This window comes from Catenulispora acidiphila DSM 44928 (assembly GCF_000024025.1).
Taxonomy (GTDB): domain Bacteria; phylum Actinomycetota; class Actinomycetes; order Streptomycetales; family Catenulisporaceae; genus Catenulispora; species Catenulispora acidiphila.
The window spans coordinates 5,209,217-5,233,966 of record NC_013131.1 but is presented as its reverse complement, the minus strand read 5'-3'; the positions used below and the strand labels follow the sequence as shown (position 1 = coordinate 5,233,966).

Below are 24,750 nucleotides of genomic sequence, written 5' to 3'. Positions count from 1 at the left end.
GGGCAGAAGACGAACTCAGCGTCATCACAGCGAAGGCAAGCGTCGGGAGCATGGCGGCGAGGTGGTACGGGGATGGCCGGCGGGTGACGTGATCGTGGGGCGGCGGTTCGGGGCGGACTCCCCCGAGTTCGCAAAGCGGTTGGTTGTCCTAGAGGAGTGCCGCCGGAGGCGGCTCCTTGAAAGGTTGTGGTGACGGCCGTGGTGAGTCAGATGTGAGAAGAAGTTTGGGGCCTGTTATCTAATTTTCTCTATTCCGATGCCTGCTGAGCGTGAGGCCGATCAGGTCGACGACCGCTGCCGCACAGCCTCCGACCACGAACAACGTCCTCGCCGACAGGCGTGCGGACAGTGCACCGACACCGGCGGTCGATGCCGGTTCCAGCCCGAAGGAGGTGGCGCGCGCGATGCTGGTGACGCGTCCCAGGTACTCCGCCGGCGGAAGCGTCTGCAGGAGCGCGCGGTAGTACGTGGCGGGAGGACCGGCGACCAGTCCGGAGGCGCCATACGCCGCTGCCGCGAGCAGGAGATTCGGCGCCAGTCCCACCACGGCCAGCAGACAGTCGCTGAGCATGAACAAGGCGAAGATCATCTGCTGAGACCTCTGCCAGCGGTCGGGCAGGCGATGGCACAGGAGCGTGCCGAGCACGAGGCCGGCACCGAAGGCCGCGGCGAGGACGCCAAGACCCTGCGGGCCGGCTTTCAGGACCTCCTTGGCGAACAGCGGGATGCCCACCCCGACCAGACCCAGAATGAACAGGTTGGCCAGCGCGAATGCCAGAAGCAGGGTTCGCAGCTGGCGATGGCGCAGCACGATCGCGAGCCCTTGGGACAGCTCGACGAGGACCGGTTCGCGGGGCTGCTCCTCGTCGGGACGCAGGGATGGGAGTTGCGCCAGCAGGATGCTGCTGAGCGCGTACATGACCGCTGCGGTGATCAGCGTGCTGCCGGTTCCGAGCAGTGCGACCAGGGCGCCGCCGAGCGCCGGTCCGCCTGTCATCGCGCCCCACTCGCGCAGGCTGACCCAGCGGTTCGCCTCCACCAGGCGCTCACGGCCGACGATCAGCGGCAGCAGCGAGGAGCCGAGGGGCAGCCGGACCGCGTCCAGGACACCAAGGCAGACGGCCAGGGCCAGCCACGCCCACAACTCATCGCGCCCAGTAACAACGGAGGCCGACAGATTCAGCAGGCAGAGCAGCATGCCGACAGCGACCCCGACGGCGCGGCGGTCCTTGCGGTCGGCCAGGACGCCGCCGAACAGCAGGAGCAATCCGCGCGGGACCGCCCAGGCAGCCAGGACCAACCCCAGGCGGTCGCCGCCGAAGGTGTGCACGGCGGCCCAGGTGATCGCCACGATCAGGAACTGCTCGGCGAAGTCGGTGCAGGTCTGCGACCAGGACACCGCCTGGTAAGGGCGGTTGCGCAGCAGGGGTGCCGTGCTGCGGATGTCGTCGGGCCGCCGCGGTGCGGGACTCATCGTGCTGGTCATGGGCGCCGACCGTAGGCGGACGACGCTTCGGTGGCCGCCGAAGTACCGCCCGGCGATAATCGCCGCATGAACGCGACGCGTCCGGTGGCCGCCGAGATCCCGCTCTATGCGGGCACCGACCTGGCCTCGATCGCCCGCCTGTTCGCCGACACCACCCGCGCGACCTTCTGCCTGGCCCTCCTCGACAACCGCGCCTGGACCCCCACTGAACTAGCCCGCCACGCCGGCGTGGCCCTGTCGACAGCCACCGAGCACCTGAACGCCCTGGTCGCCGGCGGCCTCCTCACCGAAGAGCGCCAAGGCCGCCACCGCTACGTCCACCTAGCAAACCCGCACATCGCCGACCTCATCGAAACCCTCGCCGCAGCCGCCCCCCTCCACCCCTCCCCCGCCCCCCGCACCCTCTCCGCCGACACCCGCCGCCGAGCCCTAGCCCACGCCCGCACCTGCTATGACCACCTAGCCGGCACCCTCGGCGTAGCCATCACGAACGCCATGACCGACCACGCACTCATAGACTGGCAACAAGGCCTCCGCCTGACTCCGACAGGCGAGAAATGGCTCTCCGACCAGGGCATCAAGGTCGCAGCCACAGGCAGACGCCCAGCCCTCCGCCCCTGCCTCGACTGGACCGAACGCCGCCCCCACCTGGCCGGCACCATCCCCGCAGCACTCTGCGACCACGCCCTAGCCCACGGCTGGATCAAGCGCATCGGCAGCACGCGCGCGGTGATCGTCACCCCGGCCGGACGCGATGTGCTCGGCGAGCGACTGGGGTTGTCAGCGGAGATCTTGACGCCGGCCGCGAGCTGATTCAGCTCACAGATGCGCGCGAGGTCAAGGAACATACCGGCCTCGGCGGAGTACTCGCGGCGCAGGGCTTCGATGGCAGACATGCCGATCACACTGCCACCCCGGTCTGACGCCACGTCCGAGTTCGCAGGCGGCGCGGATCCGACCCAGTTCACGCTTGCTGTGTGCCGTAGGCGTGAGATCTTTCTGGTGGTTGAGCAAAAGCGCTTGGGGCCTGTTATCCACACTCCAGAGACACTCGCGCCAAGACAACCAAAAGCTCCGGCCCTGCCAGCCCAACCCGCGAGCCGGAACCAGCAGAACCGGAAACCTCACCCCACCCGAATCAGCCCTACAGCTCCGCCATCGCCGGAATCAGCTCCCGGCCGATCAGCTCCAGGCGCTCGGTCTGCCACACGTCGGGCACCGAGCCGTGAACCTCGGCGACGCCGAGGGCTGCGAAGCCTCGGATCTGCTCCAGGATGGCGGGGATGTTCTCGCCCTTGTCGCCGATGTTCAGGGGCATCATCACGGTCTTCTCGATGGTGTCGTAGTCGCGGCCTTCGTTTTCGCAGTGGGTGCGGAGGACGTCGAGTTTGTGTTCGAGTTCGGGGCTGGCGAAGAGGTTGCAGGCTTGGGCGTACTTCGCTACGAGGCGGAGGGTTTTCTTTTCGCCGCCGCCGCCGATCAGGATGGGCGGTGTGCGGAGGGGTTGGGGGGAGTTCAGGGTGCGGGCGAGGTTGTAGTGCTTGCCTTCGTAGGGTGCGTCGCTCTCGCTCCACATCTGCTGGCAGATCTGCAGGGCTTCTTCCAGGCGCTCGAAGCGTTCGGCGGTGCTGGGGAAGAGGAGGCCGAGGCCGGCGGCTTCCTCGCCGTTCCAGGCGGCTCCGATGCCGAGCCAGGCGCGGCCCTTGGACAGCACGTCGAGGGTCGACACGGCCTTGGCCAGCAGGCCCGGCTCGCGGTAGGTCACCGCGGTCACCCAGGCCAGGAGCTGGACCTTCTCGGTGCGGGCGGCCAGGTAGCCCAGGGTGGTGTAGGCCTCGAGCATGTCGTACTCGGCGGGCCCGACGTTGGCGATCTGGAACAGGTGGTCCATGACGCTCACGCGGGCGAAGCCGGCCTCCTCGGCGGTGACCGCGACCCGGGTCAGGTCGTCGGCCAGGGTCGCGGGGCCGCCGGGGTAGGTGAAGTTGGGGATGTGCAGCCCGAGTTCCATGGTCTATCTCCTCGCGAGGGGCACCAAAACGTAATGGGGGACCCGCCGGCGGCTCGTTGCCTGCCGACGCTCCCCCAGGGAAACTACTCCCGCCGCGCCTCACATGTCAGTGGCAGACATCAAACACGCCGGGGGCACCGCGGGCCGGCGTCAGGGCGCTGGCACCGGTCCCGGCGCGTCGCGGTGGGCGGCGGCGCGCGCCTTGCCGCCGTCCCACGGCAGCACCACCGACCAGCCGGTGAGAACGAACCCGAGCACCAGCACCACGGCGAAGACCGCGACCACCCCGCCGGAGTTGGCGTTGATCCCGGCGATGCCCAGCGCCAGCAGGTAGGCGCCGACGACAAGTGTGGTGATGCCCCATTTGGTGTCCATACTTCCAACGTAGGCATCTGTCGGGATCGCGCCACTTCCCCGGCCCGATCGGGGACGAGTTGGCACAGGCCCTCAGGTGTTGGCCGCCACCTGCGTCCCAGCCCCGCGCCGCCGCAAAGCCACCTGCTCGGCGCGCGCCGTCGGCAGCGTCGTCTCCTGGCGCCCCTCGACGCTGAACCCGGCGTCGGCGATCATCGCCAGGTCGTCGGCGCCCGGCGCCCCCTCGCTGGTCAGGTAGTCGCCGAGGAAGATCGCGTTGGCCAGGTGCAGCGCGAGCGGTTGCTGGGTCCGCAGGTGGATCTCCCGACCGCCGGCGAGCCGCACCTCGACGTCCGGGAACACGAACCGGAACAGCGCCAGGATCCGCAGGCATCGAGCCGGCGTCAGATCCCATCGCCCGCCGAGCGGGGTCCCCTCGAAGGGGATGAGGAAGTTGACCGGCACCGAATCCGGGTCCAGGTCGCGCAGCGCGAAGGCGACGGAGACCACGTCCTCGTCGCTCTCCCCCATCCCGAAGATGGCGCCGGAACACGGGGACAGCCCGGCGGCGGTGGCGTCCTGCAGGGTGCTGACGCGGTCGGCGAAGGTGTGCGTGGTGCAGATGTCGGCGTACTTCTCCTCGGCGGTGTTGAGGTTGTGGCTGTAGGCGTCGGCGCCGGCGGCGGCCAGCCGCGCGGCCTGGCCGTCCTTGAGCAGACCGAGGCAGACGCAGACCTCGACGTCGGGCGTCCCGTCCTTGATCGCGGCGACGGTGTCGGCGACACGCTCGACGTCGCGGTCCGAGGGCCCGCGGCCGGAGGCGACCAGGCAGACCCGCTTGGCTCCGGCGCCGACCGCCTTCGCGGCGAGTTCGGCGGCCTCGCCGGTCTTGATCCAGGAGTACTTCAGGATCTCCGCCTCGCTGCCGAGCCGCTGCGAGCAGTAGAAGCAGTCCTCAGGGCAGAGCCCGGACTTCATGTTCACCAGGTAGTTGAGCTTCACGCGGTTCCCGAAGTACGTCCGCCGCACGCGCCCGGCCGCGGCGACGACGTCCAGCACGTCCTCATCAGGGCTCGCCAACAGCGCGAGGGCCTGCTCGCGGGTCGGCGCCCGGCCGTCCAAAGCGGCGCTGACCAGGTCGGAGAGCAGGGCGTCGAGGGTGCTGTGCGCAAAGGACTGGGTCATGGTCCTCATCGTGGCGCGACGGTCGGCGAGCGGGTCATCGGCGGCTGCCACAAGGACGTGATCGGAACGTTGTGGGGTTCGTTCCGGCGCGCGCCGCCGTCCATGGCATGCTGCTCGAAATGAACACCTCTGATGCGAGCCGGCCGATCGGCATACGGGTGGGCGGGGCGCTGGCGGCCTCGCTGGCGGCGGTGTCCTTGGCCGCCGGGTGCGGCAGTTCGACGTCCACGCCGAAGGCGGCTTCGAGTTCGGGTTCGAGTTCGACCTCGGCGCCGAGCTCGAGCACGACTACTGCCGCCGCGGCCTCCTCGGCGACTTCGGCAGCCTCCTCAGCGACGTCCTCGGCGGCGTCCGCCTCCGAGTCCTCCTCGTTGCCGCCGAAGCCGACCTCCCCGGGTCCCGGCGGACCGGGCGACTGTTCGACCGACATGCTGAAACTGACGATCGAGCCGCTGCGCGAGCCGATCAACCACGTAATGATCCAGGCGAAGAACATCTCGCAGCTGCCGTGTCATCTGAACAAGTACCCGATGCTGCGCACCTACCAGGCGCAGCCGACGCCGATCCCCGCCGCCGACGCGACCAAGCCGGCGAGCGCGATCGTGCTGCTCCCGGGCGCCTCGGCGTACGCGGGCGTGATGACCAGCGCGGCGGACGGCTCGGGCTCGAACGGCAAGAACGTCCCGGCGCTGCTGCTGCAGTTGCAGCCCAGCGCGGGCGGCGGCGGGGTGGGCCGGCCGGCGTCGGTGGCGATGCCGCCGGGGTCGCAGTACATCGACAGCGCGGCGGTCGTCACCTATTGGGAGAGCGACGTCCAGACCGCGACGTACTGACGTCGGCCTCGGCCTCCTGATGCCGACCCCCTCCCGACAGGCGGCGGCATCGGGCGGCTGTTACGGTCGGGAGGGTTGGGACGCCCGAGCCGCGAGGAGATCCGCCCGATGCCCAAGCTTTCCCCCGCCGACGCCGCCCAGCCGGTGGTCAGCCCTCTGACCTCGGCGGCGATGTTCCTGGTGCTGACCATCGAGGACGGCGGCGAGGACGCGGTCCGCGAGGTGGTCCCCGACCTGAGCGCGTACGCGCGCGCCGTGGGGTTCGGGTATCCGGAGGGCGGGCTGGCGTGCGTCACCGGGTTCGGCTCGGCGGCGTGGGACCGGTTGTTCGGCGGTCCGCGGCCCGCCGAGCTGCATCCGTTCGTCGCGCTGGACGGTCCCCGGCACTCGGCGCCGGCCACGCCGGGAGACATCCTGCTGCACCTGCGCGCCCAGCAGCTGGACCTGTGCTACGACTTCGCCGAGCACGTCCTGAGGCGCCTGGGCGGCGCGGTGAAGGTCGTGGACGAGGTCCACGGCTTCCGCTACCACGACAACCGCGACCTGCTCGGCTTCGTGGACGGCACGGAGAACCCCGAGGGCGTCGAGGCGGTCGAGGCGGCCCTGGTGGACGCCGAGCGGGATCCGGACTTCGTCGGCGGCAGCTATGTGATCGTGCAGAAGTACACCCATGACATGGCCGCCTGGCGAGCGTTGTCGGATCTGGAGCAGGGGCTGATCATCGGCCGCACCAAGATCGACAACATCGAGCTGCCGGACGCGGTGAAGCCGAAGACCTCGCATGTGGCGTTGAACACGGTCGTCGGCCCGGACGGCGAGGAACAGGACATCCTGCGCCACAACATGGCCTTCGGCTCCTTCCGCGAAGGCGAGGCGGGCACCTATTTCATCGGGTACTGCGCCACCCCCGAGGTCACCGAGCAGATGTTGCGCAACATGTTCCTCGGTGACGAGGAGGGCAACCAGGACCGGATCCTGGACTTCTCCACGGCGGTCACCGGAGGGCTCTTCTTCGTGCCGGCCAAGAGTTTCCTGGACGACCCGCCGCCGGCGCCCGGCGAGGACTCCCCCGCACCCGACGCGTCCCCCTCGGATTCACCCGCCGCGGACCCCGCGCCGCCGGCACGACCCCGACCCACCGACGGATCCCTGGGCCTCGGAAGCCTGAAACGGAGCTGATGATGAACAACTTGCACCGCGACCTAGCCCCGGTCAGCGACGCCGCTTGGGAGCAGATCGAGGAGGAGGCGCGCCGCACGGTGCTGCGGTACCTGGCCTTCAGGCGCGTCGTGGACGTCGCGGGCCCGGCGGGCTTGGAGCTCGGCGCGGTCGGGGACGGCCACACCTCGGCCATCGCCGCTCCGCACGACGGCGTCCACGCGCGTCTGCGCAGCGCCCAGCCGCTGGTGGAGGTGCGCATCCCCTTCGAGCTGGACCGCACGGGCATCGACGACGTGGAGCGCGGCGCCCAGGACAGCGACTGGCAGCCGGTGAAGGACGCGGCGAAGATCGCGGCGTTCACCGAGGACCGCGCGATCGCCGACGGCTACGCGGCCGCCGGCATCACCGGCCTGCGCCCCTTCGCCAGCAACGCGGCGATGCTCCAGCCCGAGGACCCGGCCGACTACCCGACCACCGTGGCGCGGATGGCCACGCAGCTGAAGCTGGCCGGCGTCGAAGGGCCCTACCACCTGGTGCTCGGCGCCGACGCCTACCAGGCGCTCTCGGACGCGGTGGACCACGGCTACCCGGTCGCCGAGCACGTCGCGCGCCTGATCGACGGCGACGTGATCTGGGCGCCGGCGATCACCGGCGGCGTGCTGCTGTCCGGCCGCGGCGGCGACTACCAGCTGCAGCTGGGACAGGACCTGTCGATCGGGTACGAGTCGCACACGGCGGAGAAGGTGCGGCTGTACTTCACGCAGTCGTTCACGTTCCTGCCGTACACCGCCGAGGCCGCGGTGCCGCTGAGCGGGATGGGCAAGGACGCCAGCGCCAAGGACGGCAAGCTGGGCAGGCGGTCGCGATGACGACGGTGTAGCCGCTCTGGATCTACGGCTCGCGCCAGACTCCGCCCGAGAGGGTGTGGAGTCTGGCGCGAGGTGCTTTTCAGACCTTGACCCGGACCACGACCGAGACCGGCATGGAGCGCACCGGATCGGGGCGGACCTTGGCGCCGGTGTGCGGCGAGTCGATCACCAGACCGTTGCCGACGTAGATGCCGACGTGGTGCTGCGCCGGATAGAAGACCACGAGGTCGCCGGGCTCGGCCTTGTTCAGCGAGATGTGGGTGCCGGCCTTGGCCTGCGCGCGCACGGTACGCGGGATCTTGACGCCGGCGACGCCCCAGACGTGCTGGGTGAAGCCCGAGCAGTCGAAGCCGGCGCGCGTGGTGCCGCCCCAGCGGTAGGGGACGCCGATGAGGGCGAGCGCCTCGTGGACGGCGGCGGCTGCCTTCTTGTTCTTCGCCGGGGGCAGGTGCGCCAGCAGGTAGGAGTTGGTGTGGCGGACCGGCGCGGGGCGCGAGCGCGAGTTCGAGCGGGGCTTGGAGTTGGACGCGGGCCTCGACGCGCTCTTGTGCTGGGCGGGGGTCTTGCTGGTCTTGACGGTCTTGACGGTCTTGGTGGCCTTGCTGGACTTGATGGTCTTGGTGGGCTTAGTCGTCTTGGCCGTCTTCCGCACGGTCTTGGCCGGCTGGACACGCCGCGCCACCGGCGCCGGTGCCTGCACCCCGGTCAGCAGCGCCGGTATGGACGCCGTGCTCAGCGCCGAGGGTATGCCGAGCGCCGCGGTATGGACCGCAGGACGCTCCGAGGTACCGCCGAGGTGATCGGCGGCGGCGGCCAGCAGCGCACCGGCTGCCAGCAGTGCGGAAACGCACCGTGCGCGAGCACGGTGCCCGGGTTTATGACATTGCATCCCGTTCACTTCCCTCGGTCCGGAGCAGGACAGATTCCTGCGAATATCCGAAGATCGTCCTACCGCCCCCCGCCACCCCCCATACCTGCTCACCCCCGGACGGCGCAGCGCCCTGACCCGCCACCTGCCCGGAACACGGAACCAAGGGTGACCAAACTCGAGTCCTGTCGCCCCCACCGCCGAGACACCGACCCAACCGTCGCCGCACACGACGAAACCGCCCCGCCGCACGGCCCCGTGACCGTCGGAGAGGCGGCGCGTCGCGCTGCCCTGCTTTCAGGCCGACCCCCGGCCGACCCGACCCCTGCGCCCCGCCGACCGGCCCCGTGACCGGCGGTGAAGCACCCTGCTGGTTCCGCCTCGCCCCGCCGACCGACATCGCGCCGAGCGGCGAAGCACCCCTGTCCTGCTCCGGGTCGGCTCCCGCCGCCGACCCGACCCCCACGCCCCGCCGCACAGCCCCGTGACCGTCGGAGAAGCACCCCCGTGCCCGACCCCCTGGCCGCCGGGATCGGCCTCGTCGCCGATCCCGGCCCGGCGCCCGCGGACCCCCGCCGCGGGACCTGTCCCCCTCGTCGTCCGGCCGGACGGCCCCGTGACCGTCGGACGGACGTTCCCCCGTCTTTGCCGGGTGCCGGCTTCCCCTCCGGCGCCCGTGGCCGATCCGCCCGGCCCCCGCCGGCCGAGCGGCCGGCCCCGCCTCGCCGACCGGCCCCGTGACCGGTGGTGAGGCAGTTCCCCCGCCCTGGCGCCGGTATCGGCCACTGGCTGGGCCGATCCCGGCCGACTGTCCCCGCGGCCCCCGCCGTGGGACAGTCACCCCCTCCGCTGCACCGTCGGCGGCGTGGCCGGCGGTGCAGCGGAAGCCTCGTGTGCGTGTTCGAGCCCTTGTCCGGCCGATCCGATCCGCTTGATCAGATCGATCAGTCCGGTCAAAGGTGCTCGCGGCGAATGCCTACTCGCTCTTGCAGCCGGGCCCTGAGACCCAGCCCGAAGGTCCGGTACGGAGCTTCGTTGTCGACGTCGTCGTCCTGGAGGAAATCCGTGTTCACCATGGGAACTATGGGAGCACCGAGGGGGCGGGACCCCTCCCCGCTGATCCGAAGTACGCTGCTCGTCGGGCATCGCGTACGCCTTGGGGACACCACTTAGACCGCCGCCGGACCCGCCGCCGGGCCGGCCGAGGAAATGGGCCAGCATGCAAATACGGGACTTCATCCCGCAAGTCCTGCCGCAGGATCTGCCGAGCCTGGCCGGCGGCGTGCCGCCCGCACCAGCCGGAACCATCTTCGTCAAGGCCGGGCCCAGCGGCTTCGCGGTGCCGCCGCGCAAGTTCACGCTGCACTTCGGGCGCGCCGAGGCCGACGTGCACGTCGTGATCGGCGGCGACGACGAGTTCGTCAGCCGGCTCGCGGGGGTCTTCACCTGCGACGGCGACGAGTGGTGGCTGCGCAACGAGGGCCGCCGCCCGATCCTGATGCCCGGCACCGAACCGGTGCTGCGCCACCACGAGGTGACCGTCGGGCCCGGCTACACGCCGCTGACCATCGAGACGCCGAACCGCCGGACGCACCTGCTGGAGGTGCACATCGTCGGCACGCCCGGCCGCCGCCCCGGCGACGTCGGCCAGGCCCGCACCCTGACCTCCGACGTCACCGACCTGTCCCCGGTCGAGCGCCTGATGCTCATCGCCCTGGGCCAGCGCTACCTGCGCCGCGAGCCCTACCCGGCGCCGGTCACCTGGAAGCAGGCCGCCGACGACCTGAACGAGGCCCAGCCCAACCCGGTCCACCCCTGGACGGCCAAGGCCGTGGAGCGCCGCATCTCCGAACTGCGCGCCCGCCTGTCAACCGGCCCGGGCGCGATCCGCGGCATCGTGAAGGAACCCGGCATGGTCGAACCGCTCGGCAACACGCTGAACGACAACCTGATCCGAGCCCTGCTGCGCAACGCGACGCTGGTACCGGAGGATCTGTACGCCCTCGGCGAGAATGTGTAAGCGGGATCAGTAGCAGGGATCGATGGTCGGAATCGATAGCGGGGGCGACTAGAAATTCAGGGCTCTGCGTCAAAAATCAGGGCCCTGTCAGACAAACCCCGTCACACGTGCGCCGCGTGCCCGTCCGCCCTGAGCCCGTCCACCACCTGCTTCACCTCGTGCGCCCGGTCGCGCGGGCACACCAGCAGCGCGTCCTCGGTGTCCACGACCACCACGTCCCGCAGCCCGACGACCGCCACCACCCGGCCGGTCGTGGACACCACCACCGAGTCCTCGACCCCGCGCAGCGTCGGCACCGCCGCGTCGGTGAGGACCACGTTCCCGTCGGCGTCGCCGTCCAGCGACTCCCCGAGGGAGTGGAAATCGCCTATGTTGCTCCACGGGAAGTCGGCCGGGACCGTGACCACCTTGCCCGCCGCGGCAGCGCCCTCCATGACGCCGTAATCCACGGAGATCTTCTCCAAGTCGTCCCACACCGCGCCGAATACGATCTCGTGGTCCGGACCGTCCCAGGCCTCGATGATGGCGGCGATCCCGGCGTGCAGCCGCGGACGCTGCCGCTCCAGCTCGGCCAGGAACGCCCGGACCTGAAAGACGAACATGCCCGCGTTCCACAGATACTCGCCGGAGGCCAGATACCCGGCAGCGACGTCGGCTGACGGCTTCTCCCGGAACTCGGCGATCCGGTGCACGCCCGGCGCGATCTGCTCGGTCCGGTGCAGGTAGCCGAAGCCGGTCTCGGCGCGGGTGGGGCGGATCCCGACGGTCACCAGTGCCCCGGTTTCGGCCGCGTCGGCGGCCAGGCGTATCAGTTCCTCGAAGCGTTCCTGTCTGCCTATCAGATGGTCCGCCGAGTACACGGCGACCACAGCTTCCGGATCACGGCGCGCGATCACCGCGGCGGCCAGCCCTATCGCCGCCAGCGAATCGCGCGGCGCCGGCTCGACCAGGATGTTGTCCTCGGGCACGCGCGGCAGCTGGCGGGCCACCGCCGCGGCGTGCGCTACCCCGGTCACGACGTAGACCTGGTCCGGGTGCGACAGCGCGGACACCCGGGCCACGGTCGCCTGCAGCAGTGTCTGGTCGGTTCCGCCGAGACGGTGCAGGAACTTGGGGTTCGCGGCCCGGGACAGCGGCCACAGCCGGGTTCCGCTGCCGCCGGCCAGGATCATCGAATACACGGGGTGACACCTTCCGAAGAGGGGGACGGGGGACGATGTCTTTTTCGACCTTGTTCGACCCATTCCCCAGAGTGCGTGCCACCGCACCCGATATGCGATGCCTGACTGGGTATGGCGCGATCCAGCCGCATCGAGCAGGGCACTGCGACGCGGATCAGCCCTCGAAGACGTACCGGCCGTCGGCATCCCGGCGCAGCTCGGCGGTGCCGGTGACGGCGTCGGCGTTCAGCGGTCCGTAGATGTGCGGGAACGGCTCGTCGGCGCCGGGGACCGCGTCGTACCTCAGCGGCGCGGTCAGCCGCTCGGGATCGATGACGAGCAGGACGAGGTCCTCGGCGTCGGCGTAGTAGGCGTTCGCGACGCCGGCGACTTGAGGCGCCGTGGAGGCGTGGATGAACCCCTCCTGCTCGACCGTGCGACCTCGAGTGGAGACATGATACGCGCCTGTCGTGAGGGCGTCAGTCCAGTCGGTTCGCGAGGCGATGTGGTAGATCGTCATGAGCCGAGTGTGGCGCAGGACAGAACTCTTAGGCTTCCGGCACGAACATCCCGCAACGGGTTGTCGCGCGCGCGGACACCTGAAAGCATTCCGCGCATGGAGATCAGTGAGTCACCGCTGGCCGAGGCCGGCCGGCGTTTCTTCAGCCCGGAGAACGCCAAGAAGTGGATCGAGCTGCTGCGCCCGGGGTTCCACCTGCGCCTGCAGAACGACGGTGAGCCGCTGGTCGGCTACCTCGGCGGGGACCCGCTGCTGCCGGCGGACGTGGAGTGGCCGGTGTGGGAGGGCCACGGTCCGCTGTCGTTCGTGGCGGCGCTGGACTGCGGCGAGATCCCGGTCTCGGAACTGGACATCCCCGTGCCGGACTCCGGCATGCTGTCCTTCTTCTACTTCAACGGCGTCGGCGAGGACGCGGTGCAGTACCTGGACCCCGACAGCATCAAAGGCGGCACACGCGTCATCTACGTGCCCGAAGACGCCGAAGGCGTCGCCTCCCGTCCCGCACCGGAGGGCCTGGAGGCCTTCCCCCGCGTCATGCTCACCGGCGAGTTGATAGCGACCGCCCCCGACAACGAGAACGCGGCCCTGGTCGCAGCCTTCGGCGAGGGCGAGGACCCGGCCGCCGACGACGACTACACCGAGTACCCGACGGTAGGCGACGCCGACGGCGACGGCTTCTACGACGCCCTGACCACCTTCGGCCGCGACCACTCCCCGCACCACCGCGTCGGCGGCTACGCCCTGCCCAAGGCCGGCTCGGTCACCAAGGAAGTCACCCACGTCCTCGCCCCCGGCGGCGACGACACCGCCAAGGCCGCCCGCAAAGCCCTCCTCCCGGAGCTGGTGATGCTGATGCAGGTCGACAGCGACGCCCGCGCCGCCATGGAATGGGGCGACACCGGCCGCCTGTACTGGCTCATCCGCCGCGACGACCTCGCCGCCCGCGACTTCGCCAAGGCGACGTTCACCTGGCAGAGCGAGTAAGGGCGAGTAAGAGCGCGTAAGAGCGAGCAAGAAAGAGACGGTAGCCTTCGCAGCTCCCTGAGCCGAGCCACGCGGCCGGCTTGGGGAGCTGCGGCACCTCTAATCCCCCGTCTCCCGCAACAACCGCTCATGCAGCGCCACCAGCTCGTCGTACACGCTCACGACGTCCGCCAGGTCCCGCGGCTCCGGGATCGACTGCTCCGCCGACGTCTTGATCATGTCCGCCTGCTCGCGCAGCACCGCGTACTGCTCCACGCGCGGCGCCTGCGCCATGATCTCCTTCAGCGCTTGCAGCTCCCTGATCATCACCGACGGCACGCCGCCGCTGGCTTGGCGCACCTTCTCGAACCCGCGGCGGACCAGGCGGTCGTAGGAGGCCTGGGTCCGGATCAGGCGCACGTAGCCCGCGCGGTCCCGGTGGACCACCTGCGGGTGCCAGCGCAGTGCCACCTGGCGCAGGCTGTCGCCGATCCAGTCGATGCAGGTCAGGGCCGTGAAGGGGTCGTTGACCGCTTGGGACAGCGCGCGGACGGCGATCTCCACCAGCTGGTCGATGCCGAAGGAGATGTCCTGCGTCAGGGACCGGTACGGCCCGTTCAGGTGCGCCCGCCGCAGCGCCTCCTTGACGTGCGGGGCGGCGTCCGGCGGGGTGACTGTCGCCAGGAGGCGGCCGGCGACGATGAAGTGGCCGGGGCGGTAGAGGAGGTGGATCACCGCGTCCGCCTCGGTGGCGATGCGGACGAGCTTGGAGTGCGAGACGTACTGCAGGTATCCGCTCTCCGATGCGGTGACCACGCCGTGCTCGTCCTTCAGCGTCGCCAGGATCTCCTGGGGCGTGGGCCCGAGCTTCGGTCCGCCCGCAGGCGGTGCCGCCTCACCCTCGATCGCCTTCACCACGTCGGAGGCGATGGAGGCGATGACGTAGGGCAGCTGGATCTGCACCGCGATGTGGTGGATGAAGTAGATCAGGATGAAGACGTCGACCAGCGCCAGGAACAGCACCGCGCTGATCGAGGCGTGCGGGACGAAGTCGCCGTGCTTGCCCGGCCCGATCGAGATCAGCACCAGGATCGCGAAGGTGAACGTGCCGACGAACGTGCCCAGCGTCCACTGCGTCCCGCGGTCGCGCATGAAGTTGCGCAGCATCCGCGGTCCGAGCTGGTTCGCCGCCAGCGTCAGGGCGACCAGGATCACCGAGAACACCACGCCGATCACCGTGATGACCGCCGCGGCGAGCGCCGCCAGGATCTGCCGCGAGGCGTCGGCGTTGCCGCTGATCACCCAGGACGGCAGCTTGAGCGTGCCGTTGTAGGCGGCGCGGTCGAGCAGGTACCCGCCCCAGAACAGCAGGAACGCCGCCCCGACCTCCAGCGTCGGCACCCACCACAGGCTGGTGCGCAGCGCCTCCCGGCGCCAGCCGGGCCGCAGCTCGACGTGCGTCAACGCGGCTCCCTGTCCCGATACGAGCGCCAATAGGGCAATCCTCGCCGATCGCATCTCCCGGGGTACGGATCCGACGCCCCGAATGGGCCATCCGGGTAGCGCCCGCGCCGCGAACCGGCAGACAGCTGTCGCCGTGAACTCCTCTGAGGACGCTGCCAAAGTACCGGACCCGCCGCAGGAACCGCGGTCGCTGCACAATAGGCGGTGTGCGGCGACCGGGCTGTGAGGCTGGTCGCCGCACTCGCCGAGCCGCTCGCCGAAGCCGCGGGGTATCCGCCCCGCCACACGAATGGATTCAACGACAGGTCCCCGCCGACAGCGCGCGCGACAGTGGCGGGGTGGACATCTCCGAACTGACGCCCGAAACCCTGGCCACGCTGCGTTCGCCGCGTCCTTATCCGGCGGTGACGATGGTCATGCCGGTCGATCCGAAGGCGCCCTTCAGTGAGAAGGACCGCATTCTGCTGCGCGGGTTGTGCACCGAGGCGCAGCGGCAGCTCGCTGAGGATGCCGAGGTCGAGCGGGAGGTGCGGCTGGCGCTGCGGGATGGGAAGCTGTCGCCGGAGGCTGTCGCGGAGCTGGTGGATCCGGGTGTGCCGGCCGGTGAGCTGGTCGTCTACGTCAGTGCGGCGAATCCGACGCAGGTCTGGCAGGTGCCGACGGATGCCGAGGTGCTGCCGCGGGTGGAGTTCGCCGACCGGTATCTGACGCGCTACCTGGCCGCCGCCGAGCAGCGTTCGTGGCCGTACCTGGTGCTGGTGCTGGACCAGGAGATGTGCCGGCTGTACCGGGGCGCGGCGTCGCGGCTGCGGGAGGTGAAGGAGCACGGCTTCCCCGACGCGCCGGCCATCCCCTCGCCGGAGGACGCGGTACCCGGGCCCATCCCGCGCGCGCAGCCGTACGAGGCGCACGAGGAGTACGTGAAGCAGTACTTGCGCACCGTCGACAAGAACCTCGGCCGCGCCCTGAAGGCCCACGACGGCCTCCCGCTGTTCGTCATCGGCGGCGACAAGATCCTCGCGGCGTTCCTGGACCTCACCGGCCACCACGACGTGGTCGCCGGCACCCTGCCCCTGACCGGCATGGACAAGGACACCCCTTCCGACCTGGCCAAGCGCGTCGCACCGGCGGTCGAGGCCTACCGCGCCGAGCAGGTCGCCGCAGCCGTAACGGAGCTGCAGGACGCCCGCTCCCAGAACAAGTACGCCGGCGGCCCGGCCGAGGTCTGGACCGCGACCGCCGACAAGCGCGTCCAGCGCCTCCTCGTCGAGGAGGGCCTGCTGATCGCCGGCAGAATCGGCGGCGACGGCCGCGACCTGGCCACCGTCCCCTACCCCGAACCGGTCACCCTGCCGCAGCCGAAGGAGGACTTCGAGCCGCCGGAGCCCGGCGTCGACACCGACATCGTCGAGCAGCTGGTCGAGAACGCCGTGGAGAGCGGCGCGCAGATCCTGTTCGTGCCGGACGGGACGCTGGCGGACGCCGCGGGGGTGGCGGCGGCGCTGCGGTACTGAGCACCGACGACGACAAGGACCACAACGAGCACGGCGAAGGAGCCCGGGGCAGCAACCCGGGCTCCGTCGCCGCGCTCTGTGCTCTGCTACCGCCCCAAAGCCTCCAGCATGTCCGCGGCGATCTGCGCCGACGACTGCGGATTCTGCCCGGTGTGCAGATTCCGGTCGGTCTCGGTGTGCTCGTGGAACGCCGGGCCTTGGACGAAGTCGGCGCCGAGCTCGACGAGCTTGTCCTCCAGGAGGTAGCGCATGTTGTCCGCGAGGCCGCCTTGGCGTTCCTCTTCGTCGGTGAAGGCGGTGATGCGGTAGCCGGCGATGGCGGGGGTGCCATCGGGGCGGTGGGCGGCGAGGAAGGCGGCTGGACCGTGGCAGACTGCGCCGACTGGTTTGCCGGCTGTGAGGGCGTCGGTGATGAGGGTCCCGGCGACGCGGTCGGTGGCCAGGTCCTCGAGGGGTGCGTGGCCGCCGGGGACGAAGAGGGCTTCGTAGCCGTCGAGTTCGACGTCGTCCAGGACCAGCGGGGTGCGCAGGTCCGGGAGGTGGTCCAGCTCGGCGCCGTCGTGGGCGTTCAGGCTTCGCGGGTCGGGCTGCGGGACCAGGCCGGCCGGGGTGGCGAACTTGACGTCGAAGCCGGCCTGCGTGAACGCCTGGTGCGGCACGAGAAGTTCCTCGGCCCAGAAGCCGGTGGTGAGAAGGGTGGCGTCCTTCATGGTCAGCTGGTGCGCGGCGCTGACGATGAACAGGACCCGGGGACGGTCGGCGGCGGGAGGCTGTTCGGACATATGCCCAGGCTCGCAGGCGCGGCGCCGCGGGCAACCCCACGGCGCCGTCCGCGTGACCTGGCTCGCTACCTTCCGAAATCATCAATGCCGATCATCTCGGTGGCGCCGAAGACTCCCAGGTCAAGGCCCTGGTTCAAGGTCGACTTCAGGGTTCTTCGGCGCCGGTTCCGGGCTGAGGCTCAACCTCAGCTTGAGGGTTCGAGGGCTCAGGCTCTGCTTCAGACTCAGCCACAGTTGGTCGGCAAGTTGGTCGGCAAGTTGGTCGGCAACCGCCGCCGTACGAGACGATGGACGCCGCGCGAGCAACCACCACCCGGGAGGCCACGGCGATGGAGACCCTCGACCTGCACGGCGTCTTCCGCGACGACCGCGCCATCTACCGCACGGTCCAGCAGGCCTTGTTCCGCTGCTCGGCGACCGGCGTCGACGTCCTGGAGATCATCCCCGGCCGCGGCTCGGGGACACTGAAGCGCCGGGTCCTGGCCTTCCTCGAGCAGCGGCAGCTGAAGCGGCTCTACACGCGCGTCGAGGAGGACCCGGGCAACGCCGGCCGGATTCTGGTGCACTTCCGGTAACCGTGTTGTTACACGACGACCCGAACCGCCCCGCCGCCGAACCGCGTCTGACCTGATGTGACGGACTACTGGAACCACAACGTCGCGCACCACGCGCGCATCGTGCGCGCGATGCCGCCGAACTGCCGCTCGGCGCTGGACGTCGGCTGCGGCGACGGCCTGCTCGCGCAGAAGCTGGCCACGCGCGCGAACTGGGTCGTGGCCCTGGACGCATCGGCGGACATGGCCGAACAAGCCCGCCGCCGCACCGCCGAACTGGACGTCGAGGTGGTCGAAGCCGACTTCCTCGCGGCAGTCCGCGACGGCGTCCTCCCCCGCCACTCCTTCGGCTTCGTCACCTCGGTCGCCGTCCTGCACCACCTCGACCCCGAAGCCGCGCTCCAGGCCATGGCATCGCTCCTGGAACCGGGAGGCCGCCTGGCCGTGGCCGGACTGGCGATGAGCCGATCGGCCGTGGACTGGCTGATCGCCGCCGCCCAGCTGCCGATAGTGCAGACCATACGACTGGCCCACGGCGGCAAATCAGGCCCGGACGGCATGCCGATGAACTTCGACGACATCCCATCCTGGGCCCAGTCCAAGCGCACAGCGCTCGACACCCTGCCCGGCGCACGCTGGCACCGGACACTCCAGCTGCGCTACATGATCGAGTGGACCGCGCCCGGAGCAGAACGCCGAGCGGGTCAGCGCCGCGCGTCAGTGCCAGTGGAACGCACCTGATTCGTAGACGCAGGTCAGGGTGTTGCCGGAGGCATCCTGCGCGGTCAGGCCCGCGTCCGCGTCGGGGCAGAACTCGCCGCGCTGCGGCAGCGCACTGGGCGAGGTCGGCGCGACGGTGGTGGCGCTCTGGCTCAGCCGCCCCTCGGTGATCGCGCCGTTGCTGACGATGTAGAAGCCGTCGTACACCTTCGTCGAACCATCGCTTTGCAGCGCCTCGAGGTGCACGTCGACCGTGTTGCCCTGCACACCGGTGATGGTCAGCGAGTCGTGCGCCGTCCCGGCGAAGCCAGCGGCGAAATCGCTGTAGCTGGAGCCGAGGTTGCTGCCGCCCAGCTTCCAGGCGGTGGCGTAGTCCTGCGCGTTGATCGCCGCGTAGAACGCCGAGACCACGGCCTCCGGGTCTTGCGCTGTCGGCGCGGGTGTCGCCGCGGGGCTGGTGGCGGTGGCGGCCGGAGCCGGCGGCGGTTTCGTGACAGTGACCGTCGTGGTCGGCGGCGCCGATGGCGTCGATGGCGTGGCTTGGGTTGTCGGCGTGGAAGGGGTCGATGGCTTGGCGGAGGAAGACTGCGTCGAGGTCGGCGAGGGCGACCCGCTCGGCTGGGCCGCCGAGCCGGTGGCCGTCGAGGCACACCCGCCCGCAGCGCTCCCCAGCACCACGATCAGTGCGATGAGCTTGGCGTGCATTGCGTCACCTTCTCCGTCCATCCTCCGCCCGCGTGCCGGGGTTCGCACGACCGTACAGATCCGCACAGTTACTTGTTAGTGAGTAGTAACATGCCTGCATGACGCCTTCCTCACCGCCGAAGATGACCGCTGACGAGCGCCGGGCGCAGATTCTGGCGATTGCTGCTCAGGAGTTCGCGCTCGGGGGGTTGCATGGGACTTCCACCGAGACGATCGCGCGGCGGGCGGGGATCACGCAGGCGTATGTCTTTCGGTTGTTCGGGTCGAAGAGGGCCCTGTTCATTCAGGTGGTGAGATCAGCGTTCGAACAGCTCACCGGCGCTATGCGGGAGGCGGCTGGGGAGCTGCGTGGGCTGGATGCGCTGTCGGCGATGGGTACCACCTATGACGCGCTGCTCGGTGATCGGACGGCGCTGCTGCTTCAGTTGCAGGGCTTTGCGGCGGCGAGTGAGCCGGAGGTGCGCGACGCGGTGCGGGAGAGCTTCGCGGGCATGTGGCGGCTGGTCGCCGATACCACCGGGCTGGATCCGGTGACGGTCAAGACGTTCCTGGCGTTCGGCATGCTGCTCAACAACGGGGCGGCGTTGGAGCTTCGCGAGCTGGAGGAGCCCTGGGCTCAGGGGGTTCGCACGCGGATCCAGCCCGGGCTGTTCACGCACATCACCAGCGAGACCAATCAGTGAGCGGCGCCGATCCGATAGGACAGAGGACGCGCGCCGAGCCGCAGGCTGCCGCCGCCACGCCGCTCCCCCGCGCGCTGCTGCTCATCGGCGTGGTTATGGCGGTGGTCGGCAGCGTCGGCGGGCCGCTGATCACGAGCGTCGCGACGACGCTGCACGTCTCGCTCGCGGCGGCGCAGTGGACGCTGACCGTCTCGCTGCTCACCGGGGCGGTGGCGACGCCGGTGCTCGGGCGGCTCGGGTCCGGGGCGCGCCGGCGTCCGGTCGTGCTGGGCACGCTCGGTGTCATCGTGGTCGGCAGTGTCCTGACGGTGCTGCCGCTGCCGCTCGGGCCGCTGCTGGTGGGGCGGGCGGCGCAGGGGTGCGGGCTGGCGCTGGGACCGCTGATGATGGCCTCGGCGCGCGAGCATCTGGACAAGGCGCGGGCCGCCTCGACGATCGCGATGATCTCGGTCGCCTCGACGGCGGGGGTCGGGTTCGGGTATCCGCTCGCGGGCTACCTCACCGATGTCGGTGGCATTCGGCTCGCCTATGCGGCCGCGCTGGGACTGTCGGCGGTGGCGTTCCTGGTGGCGTTCCGCTTCTTCCCCGCCTCGCAGCAGCCTGTCGCTCCCGCGCCCGACGCGGCGGCGAGTCTGCTGCTCACCGCCGGGGTGCTGGTGCTGTTGCTCGTCCTCGGTGAGGCGAGTCTGTGGCAGGACCATCTGGCGGTGGCGGTCGGCGGGGTCGTCGCGGCGCTGCTGCTCGTGGCGTGGACGCTGCGGGAACGCGCCCTGGTCAATCCGCTGGTCGATCTGCGTCTGCTGCGACACCGGGCGGTGGCCGGCGCGAACGCCGCGATGCTGGTGGCAGGTGTCGGAATGTATCTGCTGCTGTCGTGCATCACCCGGTACGTGCAGACTCCGCGCGTCGCCGGCTACGGCTTCGGGCTGAGCACGTTCACCGCGGGCCTGTTCCTCGTCCCGTTCTCGGTGGTCGGCTTCGTGGCGGGCCGCCTGAGCCCGCGGGTGCGCAGGTATCTGTCGGCGCCGGCGCTGGTCACGGCCGCGACCGCGGTGGTGATCGGCGCGTTCGCGCTGTTCGCCGTGGCGCGCGGGTCCATCGCCGGTCCGCTGGTGTCGATGACGCTGCTGGGCTTGGGCGTCGGCGCCTTCTCCGCGGCGATGCCCGCGGTGATCCTGGAGGTGACTCCGGCGCAGGAGACGGCGAGCGCCATGGGCGTCAACCAGGTGGTGCGCAGCATCGGGTTCTCGCTCGGCAGTACCCTGAGCGCCCTGCTCTTGGCCGCGCACACACCGGCGGGCGCCGTCTTCCCCACCGACGAAGGCTTCACGGTGACGGCGTGGATCGGCGCCGCCGTCACCGCGATCGCCTTGGGGATCAGCTTTACGCTGCGCCCGGAGTCGGAACCGGAGCGGTGACTTCGGCCTCGTCGGCGGTCTGCGGGGCGACGCCGCCCTGGAGACCGACGAAGGCGATGACCGCGGCCACTGCCATGATCCCGGCCATGATGTAGAAGATCGTCTCGGTCGACTGGGCGAAGGCCAGCCGGTAGAAGTGCGGGATCTGCGACAGGTCGGTGGTTCCGCCGCCCGAGGAGCCGCCGGAGGACTTGCCGCCCTGCATCTGTGCCAGGCTCGCCGCCTGCTGATCGGCGACGGCGCGCGGGACGTGCAGCTCGGCGACCATCTGGTCGGCGACGTTCGTGCGCATCCGGGTCACCAGCGTCGTGCCGAGGACCGCCAGGCCCAGGCTCGCCGCGTAGTTGCGGATGGTCTGGGTGATGCCGGTGGCCTCGCCGTAGGAGTAGCGGCCGGCCTGGTTCACCGCGTCGGTGCTGGCCGGGGAGAGCATCAGGCCCATGCCGGCGCCGGCCAGGACGATGAACCACTGCTGCTTGCCGAAGTCCAGCGTGGTGACCTTCTGCGCCCACAGGAAGAAGCCGACCGCGGCCACCGCGCAGCCGATGCTGACCGGGCGCTTGGCGCCGATGCGGTCCAGCATGCGGCCGCCGATCTGGGTGGCGACGGCGAAGCCGATGAAGAAGAAGAGCAGGAACACGCCGGCGTCCTTGGCCTCCTTGCCCAGGGAGATCTGCGCGTACTCGCTGGAGAACAGGAACAGCGGGACGAACACCAGCATCGCCACGCCCAGGACCATGTTCTCGACCAGGAACGTGCGGTTGCGGAAGATGTCCATGTCGATCAGCGGCGAGGAGGTCCGGCGCTGGACCCGGTAGAAGACGATGAGCAGGATGAGGCCGGCGGCGATGCAGAGGCCGATCGCCGGGTTGGTCCAGCCCCACAGCGGAGCCTGCTGGAAGCCGAAGACGCCCAGGACGATGCCGCCGGTGATCAGCGCGAGCCCGCGGTAGTCCATCTTGGCCGGGCGGAAGTCGGTGACCGGCTTGGACAGCGCGATGAGCAGGATCGCGATCGCCGCGACCGGCAGATTGACCCAGAAGATCGCGCGCCAGGTCCACTGCGTGAGGAAGCCGCCCATGATCGGGCCGATCGCGGTCAGCGCGCCGGAGATGCCGAAGAACGTGGCCAGTGCCTTGCCCCGCTCGCGCACCTCGTAGGTCTGCACGACGATCGCCAGCGCCGCCGGGAACATGATCGCACCGCCCAGACCTTGCAGCGCCCGGAAGGCGATGAGCCAGGCCTCGGCCAGCGAGCCCTTCGGCGTGGCGCCGCACAGCGCGGAGGCGCCGGCGAAGATGATGACGCCGACCGTCACCATCTTGCGGTGCCCCAGCGTGTCGGCCAGCCGGCCGCCGAACGCGAACAGCGAGGCCAGCGCCAGCAGATAGGCGTTGACCGCCCACTGCACGCCGGTCGCCGACAGCCCCAGCTTGGTCTGGATCTCCGGCACCGCGATGGAGACGATGGTCTGGTCGATGAAGGTCATCGCGACCGCGAAGATCATCGCCGCCAGGACGAGGTTCTTCGACCGGCCGTGGACCGGTGCGGCTTCGGACATGTTCTCTCCCCTGTGAACCCACTGATGACACGAGAAGGACTCCGCAAGCAGCACCGCCGAACCCGGCGAGATCTGCGGCACACCCCCCGAACTCCGTCCTTCGCGCCGCTATGCCGCATCCGCGAAGCGTCCCCGGCTGATCTCCCCCGTCAGCGGTAACCGAGCGCCATCATGGTGCATAGTCGCCGGTCATGCCAAGCTTTTGCGACGGCCCCAGGTGATCAATCCGGCGAGTCGGTCAGAGCGCTCCGCCGCGCCAGCAGGAACGCGCGCTCGCTGGCGTTCCCGGCGCGCGCCGCGGCTTGTTCGTACGCGGCGGCGGCTTCGCTCCGGCGGCCGGCGCGGCGCAGGAGGTCGGCGCGCACGGCGTGGTAGGGACCGTATTCGGCCAGGGGCGTGGCGAGTGCTTCGATGACGTCCAGCGCTGGGGCGATGCCGTGGGCTTCGGCGAGGGCGACGGCTCGGTTGAGGGCGACGACGGGGGTCGGCTCGACGGCCAGCAGCCGGTCGTAGAGAGTCAGGATCTGGAGCCAGTCGGTGTCCTCGGCGCGAGCCGCGTCGCTGTGGACGGCGTTGATGGCGGCTTGGAGCTGATACGGCCCGGGTTGGTTGCGCCGCAGGCACGAGCGCAGGAGGTCTTGCCCCTCCTCGATCAGGGCCCTGTCCCACCGCGCGCGGTCCTGGTCGCCGAGCAGGATGAGCGCGCCGTCGGGGGCGACGCGGGCCGGGCGGCGTGCCTCGGTGAGCAGGAGCAGCGCGAGCAGACCGGCGGCCTCGGGTTCGTCGGGCATCAGCTCGACCAGCAGGCGCGCCAGGCGGATCGCCTCGGCACACAGGTCGGCGCGGACCAGGTTCTCCCCGGAGGTGGCCGAGTGTCCTTCGGTGAAGATCAGGTAGACGACGGCGAGCACGGCGCGCAGCCGGTCCGGCAGTTCGGCCTCTGAGGGGATGCGGTACGGGATGCGCGCGGCGCGGATCTTGCCCTTCGCGCGCACCAGGCGCTGGGACATGGTCTGCTCGCTGACCAGGAACGCGCGGGCGATCTCGGCGGTGGTCAGGCCGCCGAGCAGGCGCAGAGTCAGGGCGACGCGGGTCGGCGCGGCCAGAGCCGGGTGGCAGCAGGTGAAGATCAGGCGGAGGCGGTCGTCGCGCACCGGGTCCTCCTGTTCTGATTCGGTGGCGGGGTGGCGATCGGCGCCGGGATCGGTGGCGGCGTGCAGCAGCGCCGCTTGGGCATAGTGGTCCTCGCGGCGCGCTTCACGGCGAAGACGGTCGATGGCGCGGTTGCGGGCCGTGGTGATGATCCAGCCCGCCGGAGACGGTGGCGGACCCTCTGCCGGCCAGCGTTGCAAGGCGGTGGCGAAGGCGTCCTGGACGGCTTCCTCGGCGAGGTCGATGTCGCCGAAAGCGCGCACCAGGACAGCCACCGCCCGGCCGTACTCGGCACGGAAGACGGCTTCGATGTCCTGAGCCGAGGTCATGTCAGCCCAGGAACGGCCGGACCTCGACGGGCAGCCCGACGGCACGCGTCAGCTTCGCGGCCCAGCCGAGCGCCGCGTCCAGGTCGGGGGCATCGATGATCTTGATGCCGCCGAGGTGTTCCTTGCTGTCGGCGAAGGGTCCGTCGGTGATCAGCACCTCGTTGGAGCCGGAGCCGGAACTGGAGCCCGAACCAGAACCCGAAGCCGGACCGGGTCGCAACACCGTCGCCGTACTCGCCGGATGCAGTCCCCCGTCGAACACCCACGAGCCGGCTTCCCGCAGCTCGGCGTTCAGCGCGTCCAGCTCGCGGCCGATGTCGGCGAGGCGCTCCTCGGAGGGCAGCGGCCCGTCGGGCTGGTAGATGGAGAGCAGGTAGCGGGTCATGGCAGCCATCTCCTCAGGCCTCGTCGCGATGTCCTGCTCGATGCCGTCGCGAA

Annotated in this window: 26 protein-coding genes; 11 read left to right on the top strand and 15 right to left on the bottom strand. The window is 70.3% G+C overall.

The genetic code is table 11. The features are described from left to right. Nucleotides 1-238: 238 nt before the first annotated feature. Nucleotides 239-1,486: an MFS transporter gene (locus tag CACI_RS22755; RefSeq protein WP_015793192.1), complete on the bottom strand. Its 1,248-nt coding sequence runs from the start codon at nucleotides 1,484-1,486 to the stop codon at nucleotides 239-241. Nucleotides 1,487-1,552: 66 nt separating this feature from the next. Between CACI_RS22755 and CACI_RS22750 the strand changes: the two genes are divergently transcribed. Continuing rightward, nucleotides 1,553-2,299: an ArsR/SmtB family transcription factor gene (locus tag CACI_RS22750; protein WP_015793191.1), complete on the top strand. Its 747-nt coding sequence runs from the start codon at nucleotides 1,553-1,555 to the stop codon at nucleotides 2,297-2,299. A 331-nt stretch (nucleotides 2,300-2,630) separates the two neighbouring features. Here CACI_RS22750 and CACI_RS22745 read toward each other — a convergent pair whose 3' ends face one another. The 4 genes from CACI_RS22745 to CACI_RS50150 form a co-directional block, all read right to left on the bottom strand. Continuing rightward, nucleotides 2,631-3,497 carry an LLM class F420-dependent oxidoreductase gene (locus CACI_RS22745; protein WP_015793190.1) on the bottom strand — a complete coding sequence of 289 codons (867 nt, stop codon included), beginning with the start codon at nucleotides 3,495-3,497 and terminating at the stop codon, nucleotides 2,631-2,633. Between the two features lie 150 nt (nucleotides 3,498-3,647). Continuing rightward, nucleotides 3,648-3,872, bottom strand: a complete 225-nt coding sequence (locus tag CACI_RS22740; protein WP_015793189.1) for a hypothetical protein — start codon at nucleotides 3,870-3,872, stop codon at nucleotides 3,648-3,650. Nucleotides 3,873-3,944: 72 nt separating this feature from the next. After that, a complete protein-coding gene (bioB, locus tag CACI_RS22735; protein WP_015793188.1) occupies nucleotides 3,945-5,045 on the bottom strand; it encodes a biotin synthase BioB in 1,101 nt (366 codons plus the stop codon). Between the two features lie 25 nt (nucleotides 5,046-5,070). Continuing rightward, the gene (locus CACI_RS50150; protein ID WP_041540416.1) at nucleotides 5,071-5,466 is read right to left on the bottom strand and encodes a hypothetical protein; all 396 of its coding nucleotides are present in this window, start codon (nucleotides 5,464-5,466) and stop codon (nucleotides 5,071-5,073) included. Between CACI_RS50150 and CACI_RS50145 the strand changes: the two genes are divergently transcribed. From CACI_RS50145 to CACI_RS22715, 3 genes are all read left to right on the top strand, one after another. Then, complete coding sequence (locus tag CACI_RS50145) at nucleotides 5,465-5,869, top strand: DUF4232 domain-containing protein (RefSeq protein ID WP_015793187.1); 405 nt, start codon at nucleotides 5,465-5,467, stop codon at nucleotides 5,867-5,869. The two genes, CACI_RS50150 and CACI_RS50145, sit on opposite strands and share 2 nt — an antisense overlap. A gap of 108 nt (nucleotides 5,870-5,977) precedes the next feature. Continuing rightward, entirely contained in the window at nucleotides 5,978-7,048 is a 1,071-nt protein-coding gene (locus CACI_RS22720) for a Dyp-type peroxidase (RefSeq protein ID WP_015793186.1), read from the top strand. A gap of 2 nt (nucleotides 7,049-7,050) precedes the next feature. Continuing rightward, nucleotides 7,051-7,899, top strand: a complete 849-nt coding sequence (locus tag CACI_RS22715; RefSeq protein ID WP_015793185.1) for a family 1 encapsulin nanocompartment shell protein — start codon at nucleotides 7,051-7,053, stop codon at nucleotides 7,897-7,899. 79 nt (nucleotides 7,900-7,978) lie between these two features. Here the strand turns inward: CACI_RS22715 and CACI_RS45950 are convergent, their stop codons facing one another. Both CACI_RS45950 and CACI_RS53560 read right to left on the bottom strand, forming a co-directional pair. Then, entirely contained in the window at nucleotides 7,979-8,788 is an 810-nt protein-coding gene (locus tag CACI_RS45950) for a C40 family peptidase (RefSeq protein ID WP_015793184.1), read from the bottom strand. 932 nt (nucleotides 8,789-9,720) lie between these two features. Beyond that, the gene (locus tag CACI_RS53560) at nucleotides 9,721-9,843 is read right to left on the bottom strand and encodes a hypothetical protein (protein ID WP_015793183.1); all 123 of its coding nucleotides are present in this window, start codon (nucleotides 9,841-9,843) and stop codon (nucleotides 9,721-9,723) included. Nucleotides 9,844-9,986: 143 nt separating this feature from the next. On the opposite strand from CACI_RS53560, the gene CACI_RS22705 reads away from it, so the two are divergent. Further along, nucleotides 9,987-10,787, top strand: coding sequence for an FHA domain-containing protein (locus CACI_RS22705; protein WP_015793182.1), 801 nt, complete (start codon nucleotides 9,987-9,989; stop codon nucleotides 10,785-10,787). 101 nt (nucleotides 10,788-10,888) lie between these two features. On the opposite strand, the gene CACI_RS22700 is transcribed toward CACI_RS22705, so the two are convergent. Together CACI_RS22700 and CACI_RS22695 are read right to left on the bottom strand one after the other, a co-directional pair. After that, nucleotides 10,889-11,959: a mannose-1-phosphate guanylyltransferase gene (locus tag CACI_RS22700; protein WP_015793181.1), complete on the bottom strand. Its 1,071-nt coding sequence runs from the start codon at nucleotides 11,957-11,959 to the stop codon at nucleotides 10,889-10,891. A gap of 163 nt (nucleotides 11,960-12,122) precedes the next feature. Beyond that, entirely contained in the window at nucleotides 12,123-12,467 is a 345-nt protein-coding gene (locus CACI_RS22695; protein WP_015793180.1) for a DUF952 domain-containing protein, read from the bottom strand. 96 nt (nucleotides 12,468-12,563) lie between these two features. On the opposite strand from CACI_RS22695, the gene CACI_RS22690 reads away from it, so the two are divergent. Beyond that, nucleotides 12,564-13,451, top strand: a complete 888-nt coding sequence (locus CACI_RS22690; protein WP_015793179.1) for a YwqG family protein — start codon at nucleotides 12,564-12,566, stop codon at nucleotides 13,449-13,451. 99 nt (nucleotides 13,452-13,550) lie between these two features. Here the strand turns inward: CACI_RS22690 and CACI_RS22685 are convergent, their stop codons facing one another. Continuing rightward, nucleotides 13,551-14,894, bottom strand: coding sequence for a DUF2254 domain-containing protein (locus CACI_RS22685; protein ID WP_190276797.1), 1,344 nt, complete (start codon nucleotides 14,892-14,894; stop codon nucleotides 13,551-13,553). A gap of 338 nt (nucleotides 14,895-15,232) precedes the next feature. Here CACI_RS22685 and CACI_RS22680 point away from each other — a divergent pair, with 338 nt between their 5' ends. Then, complete coding sequence (locus tag CACI_RS22680; protein WP_015793177.1) at nucleotides 15,233-16,408, top strand: baeRF3 domain-containing protein; 1,176 nt, start codon at nucleotides 15,233-15,235, stop codon at nucleotides 16,406-16,408. An 86-nt stretch (nucleotides 16,409-16,494) separates the two neighbouring features. Here the strand turns inward: CACI_RS22680 and CACI_RS22675 are convergent, their stop codons facing one another. Beyond that, complete coding sequence (locus tag CACI_RS22675) at nucleotides 16,495-17,190, bottom strand: type 1 glutamine amidotransferase domain-containing protein (protein WP_015793176.1); 696 nt, start codon at nucleotides 17,188-17,190, stop codon at nucleotides 16,495-16,497. 329 nt (nucleotides 17,191-17,519) lie between these two features. On the opposite strand from CACI_RS22675, the gene CACI_RS22670 reads away from it, so the two are divergent. Then, a complete protein-coding gene (locus tag CACI_RS22670) occupies nucleotides 17,520-17,765 on the top strand; it encodes a Smr/MutS family protein (protein WP_015793175.1) in 246 nt (81 codons plus the stop codon). Nucleotides 17,766-17,822: 57 nt separating this feature from the next. Continuing rightward, nucleotides 17,823-18,485, top strand: coding sequence for a class I SAM-dependent methyltransferase (locus CACI_RS22665; RefSeq protein ID WP_015793174.1), 663 nt, complete (start codon nucleotides 17,823-17,825; stop codon nucleotides 18,483-18,485). Here CACI_RS22665 and CACI_RS51390 read toward each other — a convergent pair. Beyond that, the gene (locus CACI_RS51390) at nucleotides 18,462-19,169 is read right to left on the bottom strand and encodes a hypothetical protein (RefSeq protein WP_015793173.1); all 708 of its coding nucleotides are present in this window, start codon (nucleotides 19,167-19,169) and stop codon (nucleotides 18,462-18,464) included. The two genes, CACI_RS22665 and CACI_RS51390, sit on opposite strands and share 24 nt — an antisense overlap. 122 nt (nucleotides 19,170-19,291) lie before the next feature. On the opposite strand from CACI_RS51390, the gene CACI_RS22655 reads away from it, so the two are divergent. Together CACI_RS22655 and CACI_RS22650 are read left to right on the top strand one after the other, a co-directional pair. Beyond that, nucleotides 19,292-19,852 carry a TetR/AcrR family transcriptional regulator gene (locus tag CACI_RS22655; protein ID WP_015793172.1) on the top strand — a complete coding sequence of 187 codons (561 nt, stop codon included), beginning with the start codon at nucleotides 19,292-19,294 and terminating at the stop codon, nucleotides 19,850-19,852. Continuing rightward, a complete protein-coding gene (locus tag CACI_RS22650) occupies nucleotides 19,849-21,270 on the top strand; it encodes an MFS transporter (RefSeq protein ID WP_015793171.1) in 1,422 nt (473 codons plus the stop codon). Before CACI_RS22655 ends, CACI_RS22650 begins: the two co-directional genes overlap by 4 nt. On the opposite strand, the gene CACI_RS22645 is transcribed toward CACI_RS22650, so the two are convergent. From CACI_RS22645 to CACI_RS54350, 3 genes are all read right to left on the bottom strand, one after another. Beyond that, nucleotides 21,236-22,831 (bottom strand): MFS transporter, encoded by a 1,596-nt coding sequence (locus CACI_RS22645; RefSeq protein ID WP_015793170.1) that lies wholly within the window; start codon nucleotides 22,829-22,831, stop codon nucleotides 21,236-21,238. The genes CACI_RS22650 and CACI_RS22645 overlap by 35 nt on opposite strands. A 221-nt stretch (nucleotides 22,832-23,052) precedes the next feature. Continuing rightward, nucleotides 23,053-24,312, bottom strand: a complete 1,260-nt coding sequence (locus tag CACI_RS22640) for an RNA polymerase sigma factor (protein WP_015793169.1) — start codon at nucleotides 24,310-24,312, stop codon at nucleotides 23,053-23,055. Between the two features lies 1 nt (nucleotide 24,313). Continuing rightward, complete coding sequence (locus CACI_RS54350) at nucleotides 24,314-24,697, bottom strand: YciI family protein (protein WP_041542216.1); 384 nt, start codon at nucleotides 24,695-24,697, stop codon at nucleotides 24,314-24,316. Nucleotides 24,698-24,750: the final 53 nt, after the last annotated feature.

What these genes read in the sequence shown, in the direction of transcription:
- CACI_RS22700 (WP_015793181.1), bottom strand. Translation starts at nt 11,959, where the DNA reads ATGATCCTGGCCGGCGGCAGCGGAACCCGGCTGTGGCCGCTGTCCCGG.
- CACI_RS22740 (WP_015793189.1), bottom strand. Translation starts at nt 3,872, where the DNA reads ATGGACACCAAATGGGGCATCACCACACTTGTCGTCGGCGCCTACCTG.
- CACI_RS50145 (WP_015793187.1), top strand. Translation starts at nt 5,465, where the DNA reads ATGCTGAAACTGACGATCGAGCCGCTGCGCGAGCCGATCAACCACGTA.
- CACI_RS22645 (WP_015793170.1), bottom strand. Translation starts at nt 22,831, where the DNA reads ATGTCCGAAGCCGCACCGGTCCACGGCCGGTCGAAGAACCTCGTCCTG.
- CACI_RS22715 (WP_015793185.1), top strand. Translation starts at nt 7,051, where the DNA reads ATGAACAACTTGCACCGCGACCTAGCCCCGGTCAGCGACGCCGCTTGG.
- CACI_RS50150 (WP_041540416.1), bottom strand. Translation starts at nt 5,466, where the DNA reads ATGTCGGTCGAACAGTCGCCCGGTCCGCCGGGACCCGGGGAGGTCGGC.
- CACI_RS22675 (WP_015793176.1), bottom strand. Translation starts at nt 17,190, where the DNA reads ATGTCCGAACAGCCTCCCGCCGCCGACCGTCCCCGGGTCCTGTTCATC.
- CACI_RS22705 (WP_015793182.1), top strand. Translation starts at nt 9,987, where the DNA reads ATGCAAATACGGGACTTCATCCCGCAAGTCCTGCCGCAGGATCTGCCG.
- CACI_RS54350 (WP_041542216.1), bottom strand. Translation starts at nt 24,697, where the DNA reads ATGACCCGCTACCTGCTCTCCATCTACCAGCCCGACGGGCCGCTGCCC.
- CACI_RS22640 (WP_015793169.1), bottom strand. Translation starts at nt 24,312, where the DNA reads ATGACCTCGGCTCAGGACATCGAAGCCGTCTTCCGTGCCGAGTACGGC.
- CACI_RS22750 (WP_015793191.1), top strand. Translation starts at nt 1,553, where the DNA reads ATGAACGCGACGCGTCCGGTGGCCGCCGAGATCCCGCTCTATGCGGGC.
- CACI_RS22695 (WP_015793180.1), bottom strand. Translation starts at nt 12,467, where the DNA reads ATGACGATCTACCACATCGCCTCGCGAACCGACTGGACTGACGCCCTC.
- CACI_RS51390 (WP_015793173.1), bottom strand. Translation starts at nt 19,169, where the DNA reads ATGCACGCCAAGCTCATCGCACTGATCGTGGTGCTGGGGAGCGCTGCG.
- CACI_RS22670 (WP_015793175.1), top strand. Translation starts at nt 17,520, where the DNA reads ATGGAGACCCTCGACCTGCACGGCGTCTTCCGCGACGACCGCGCCATC.
- CACI_RS22720 (WP_015793186.1), top strand. Translation starts at nt 5,978, where the DNA reads ATGCCCAAGCTTTCCCCCGCCGACGCCGCCCAGCCGGTGGTCAGCCCT.
- CACI_RS22690 (WP_015793179.1), top strand. Translation starts at nt 12,564, where the DNA reads ATGGAGATCAGTGAGTCACCGCTGGCCGAGGCCGGCCGGCGTTTCTTC.
- CACI_RS22755 (WP_015793192.1), bottom strand. Translation starts at nt 1,486, where the DNA reads ATGACCAGCACGATGAGTCCCGCACCGCGGCGGCCCGACGACATCCGC.
- CACI_RS53560 (WP_015793183.1), bottom strand. Translation starts at nt 9,843, where the DNA reads ATGGTGAACACGGATTTCCTCCAGGACGACGACGTCGACAACGAAGCT.
- bioB (WP_015793188.1), bottom strand. Translation starts at nt 5,045, where the DNA reads ATGAGGACCATGACCCAGTCCTTTGCGCACAGCACCCTCGACGCCCTG.
- CACI_RS22745 (WP_015793190.1), bottom strand. Translation starts at nt 3,497, where the DNA reads ATGGAACTCGGGCTGCACATCCCCAACTTCACCTACCCCGGCGGCCCC.
- CACI_RS45950 (WP_015793184.1), bottom strand. Translation starts at nt 8,788, where the DNA reads ATGCAATGTCATAAACCCGGGCACCGTGCTCGCGCACGGTGCGTTTCC.
- CACI_RS22655 (WP_015793172.1), top strand. Translation starts at nt 19,292, where the DNA reads ATGACCGCTGACGAGCGCCGGGCGCAGATTCTGGCGATTGCTGCTCAG.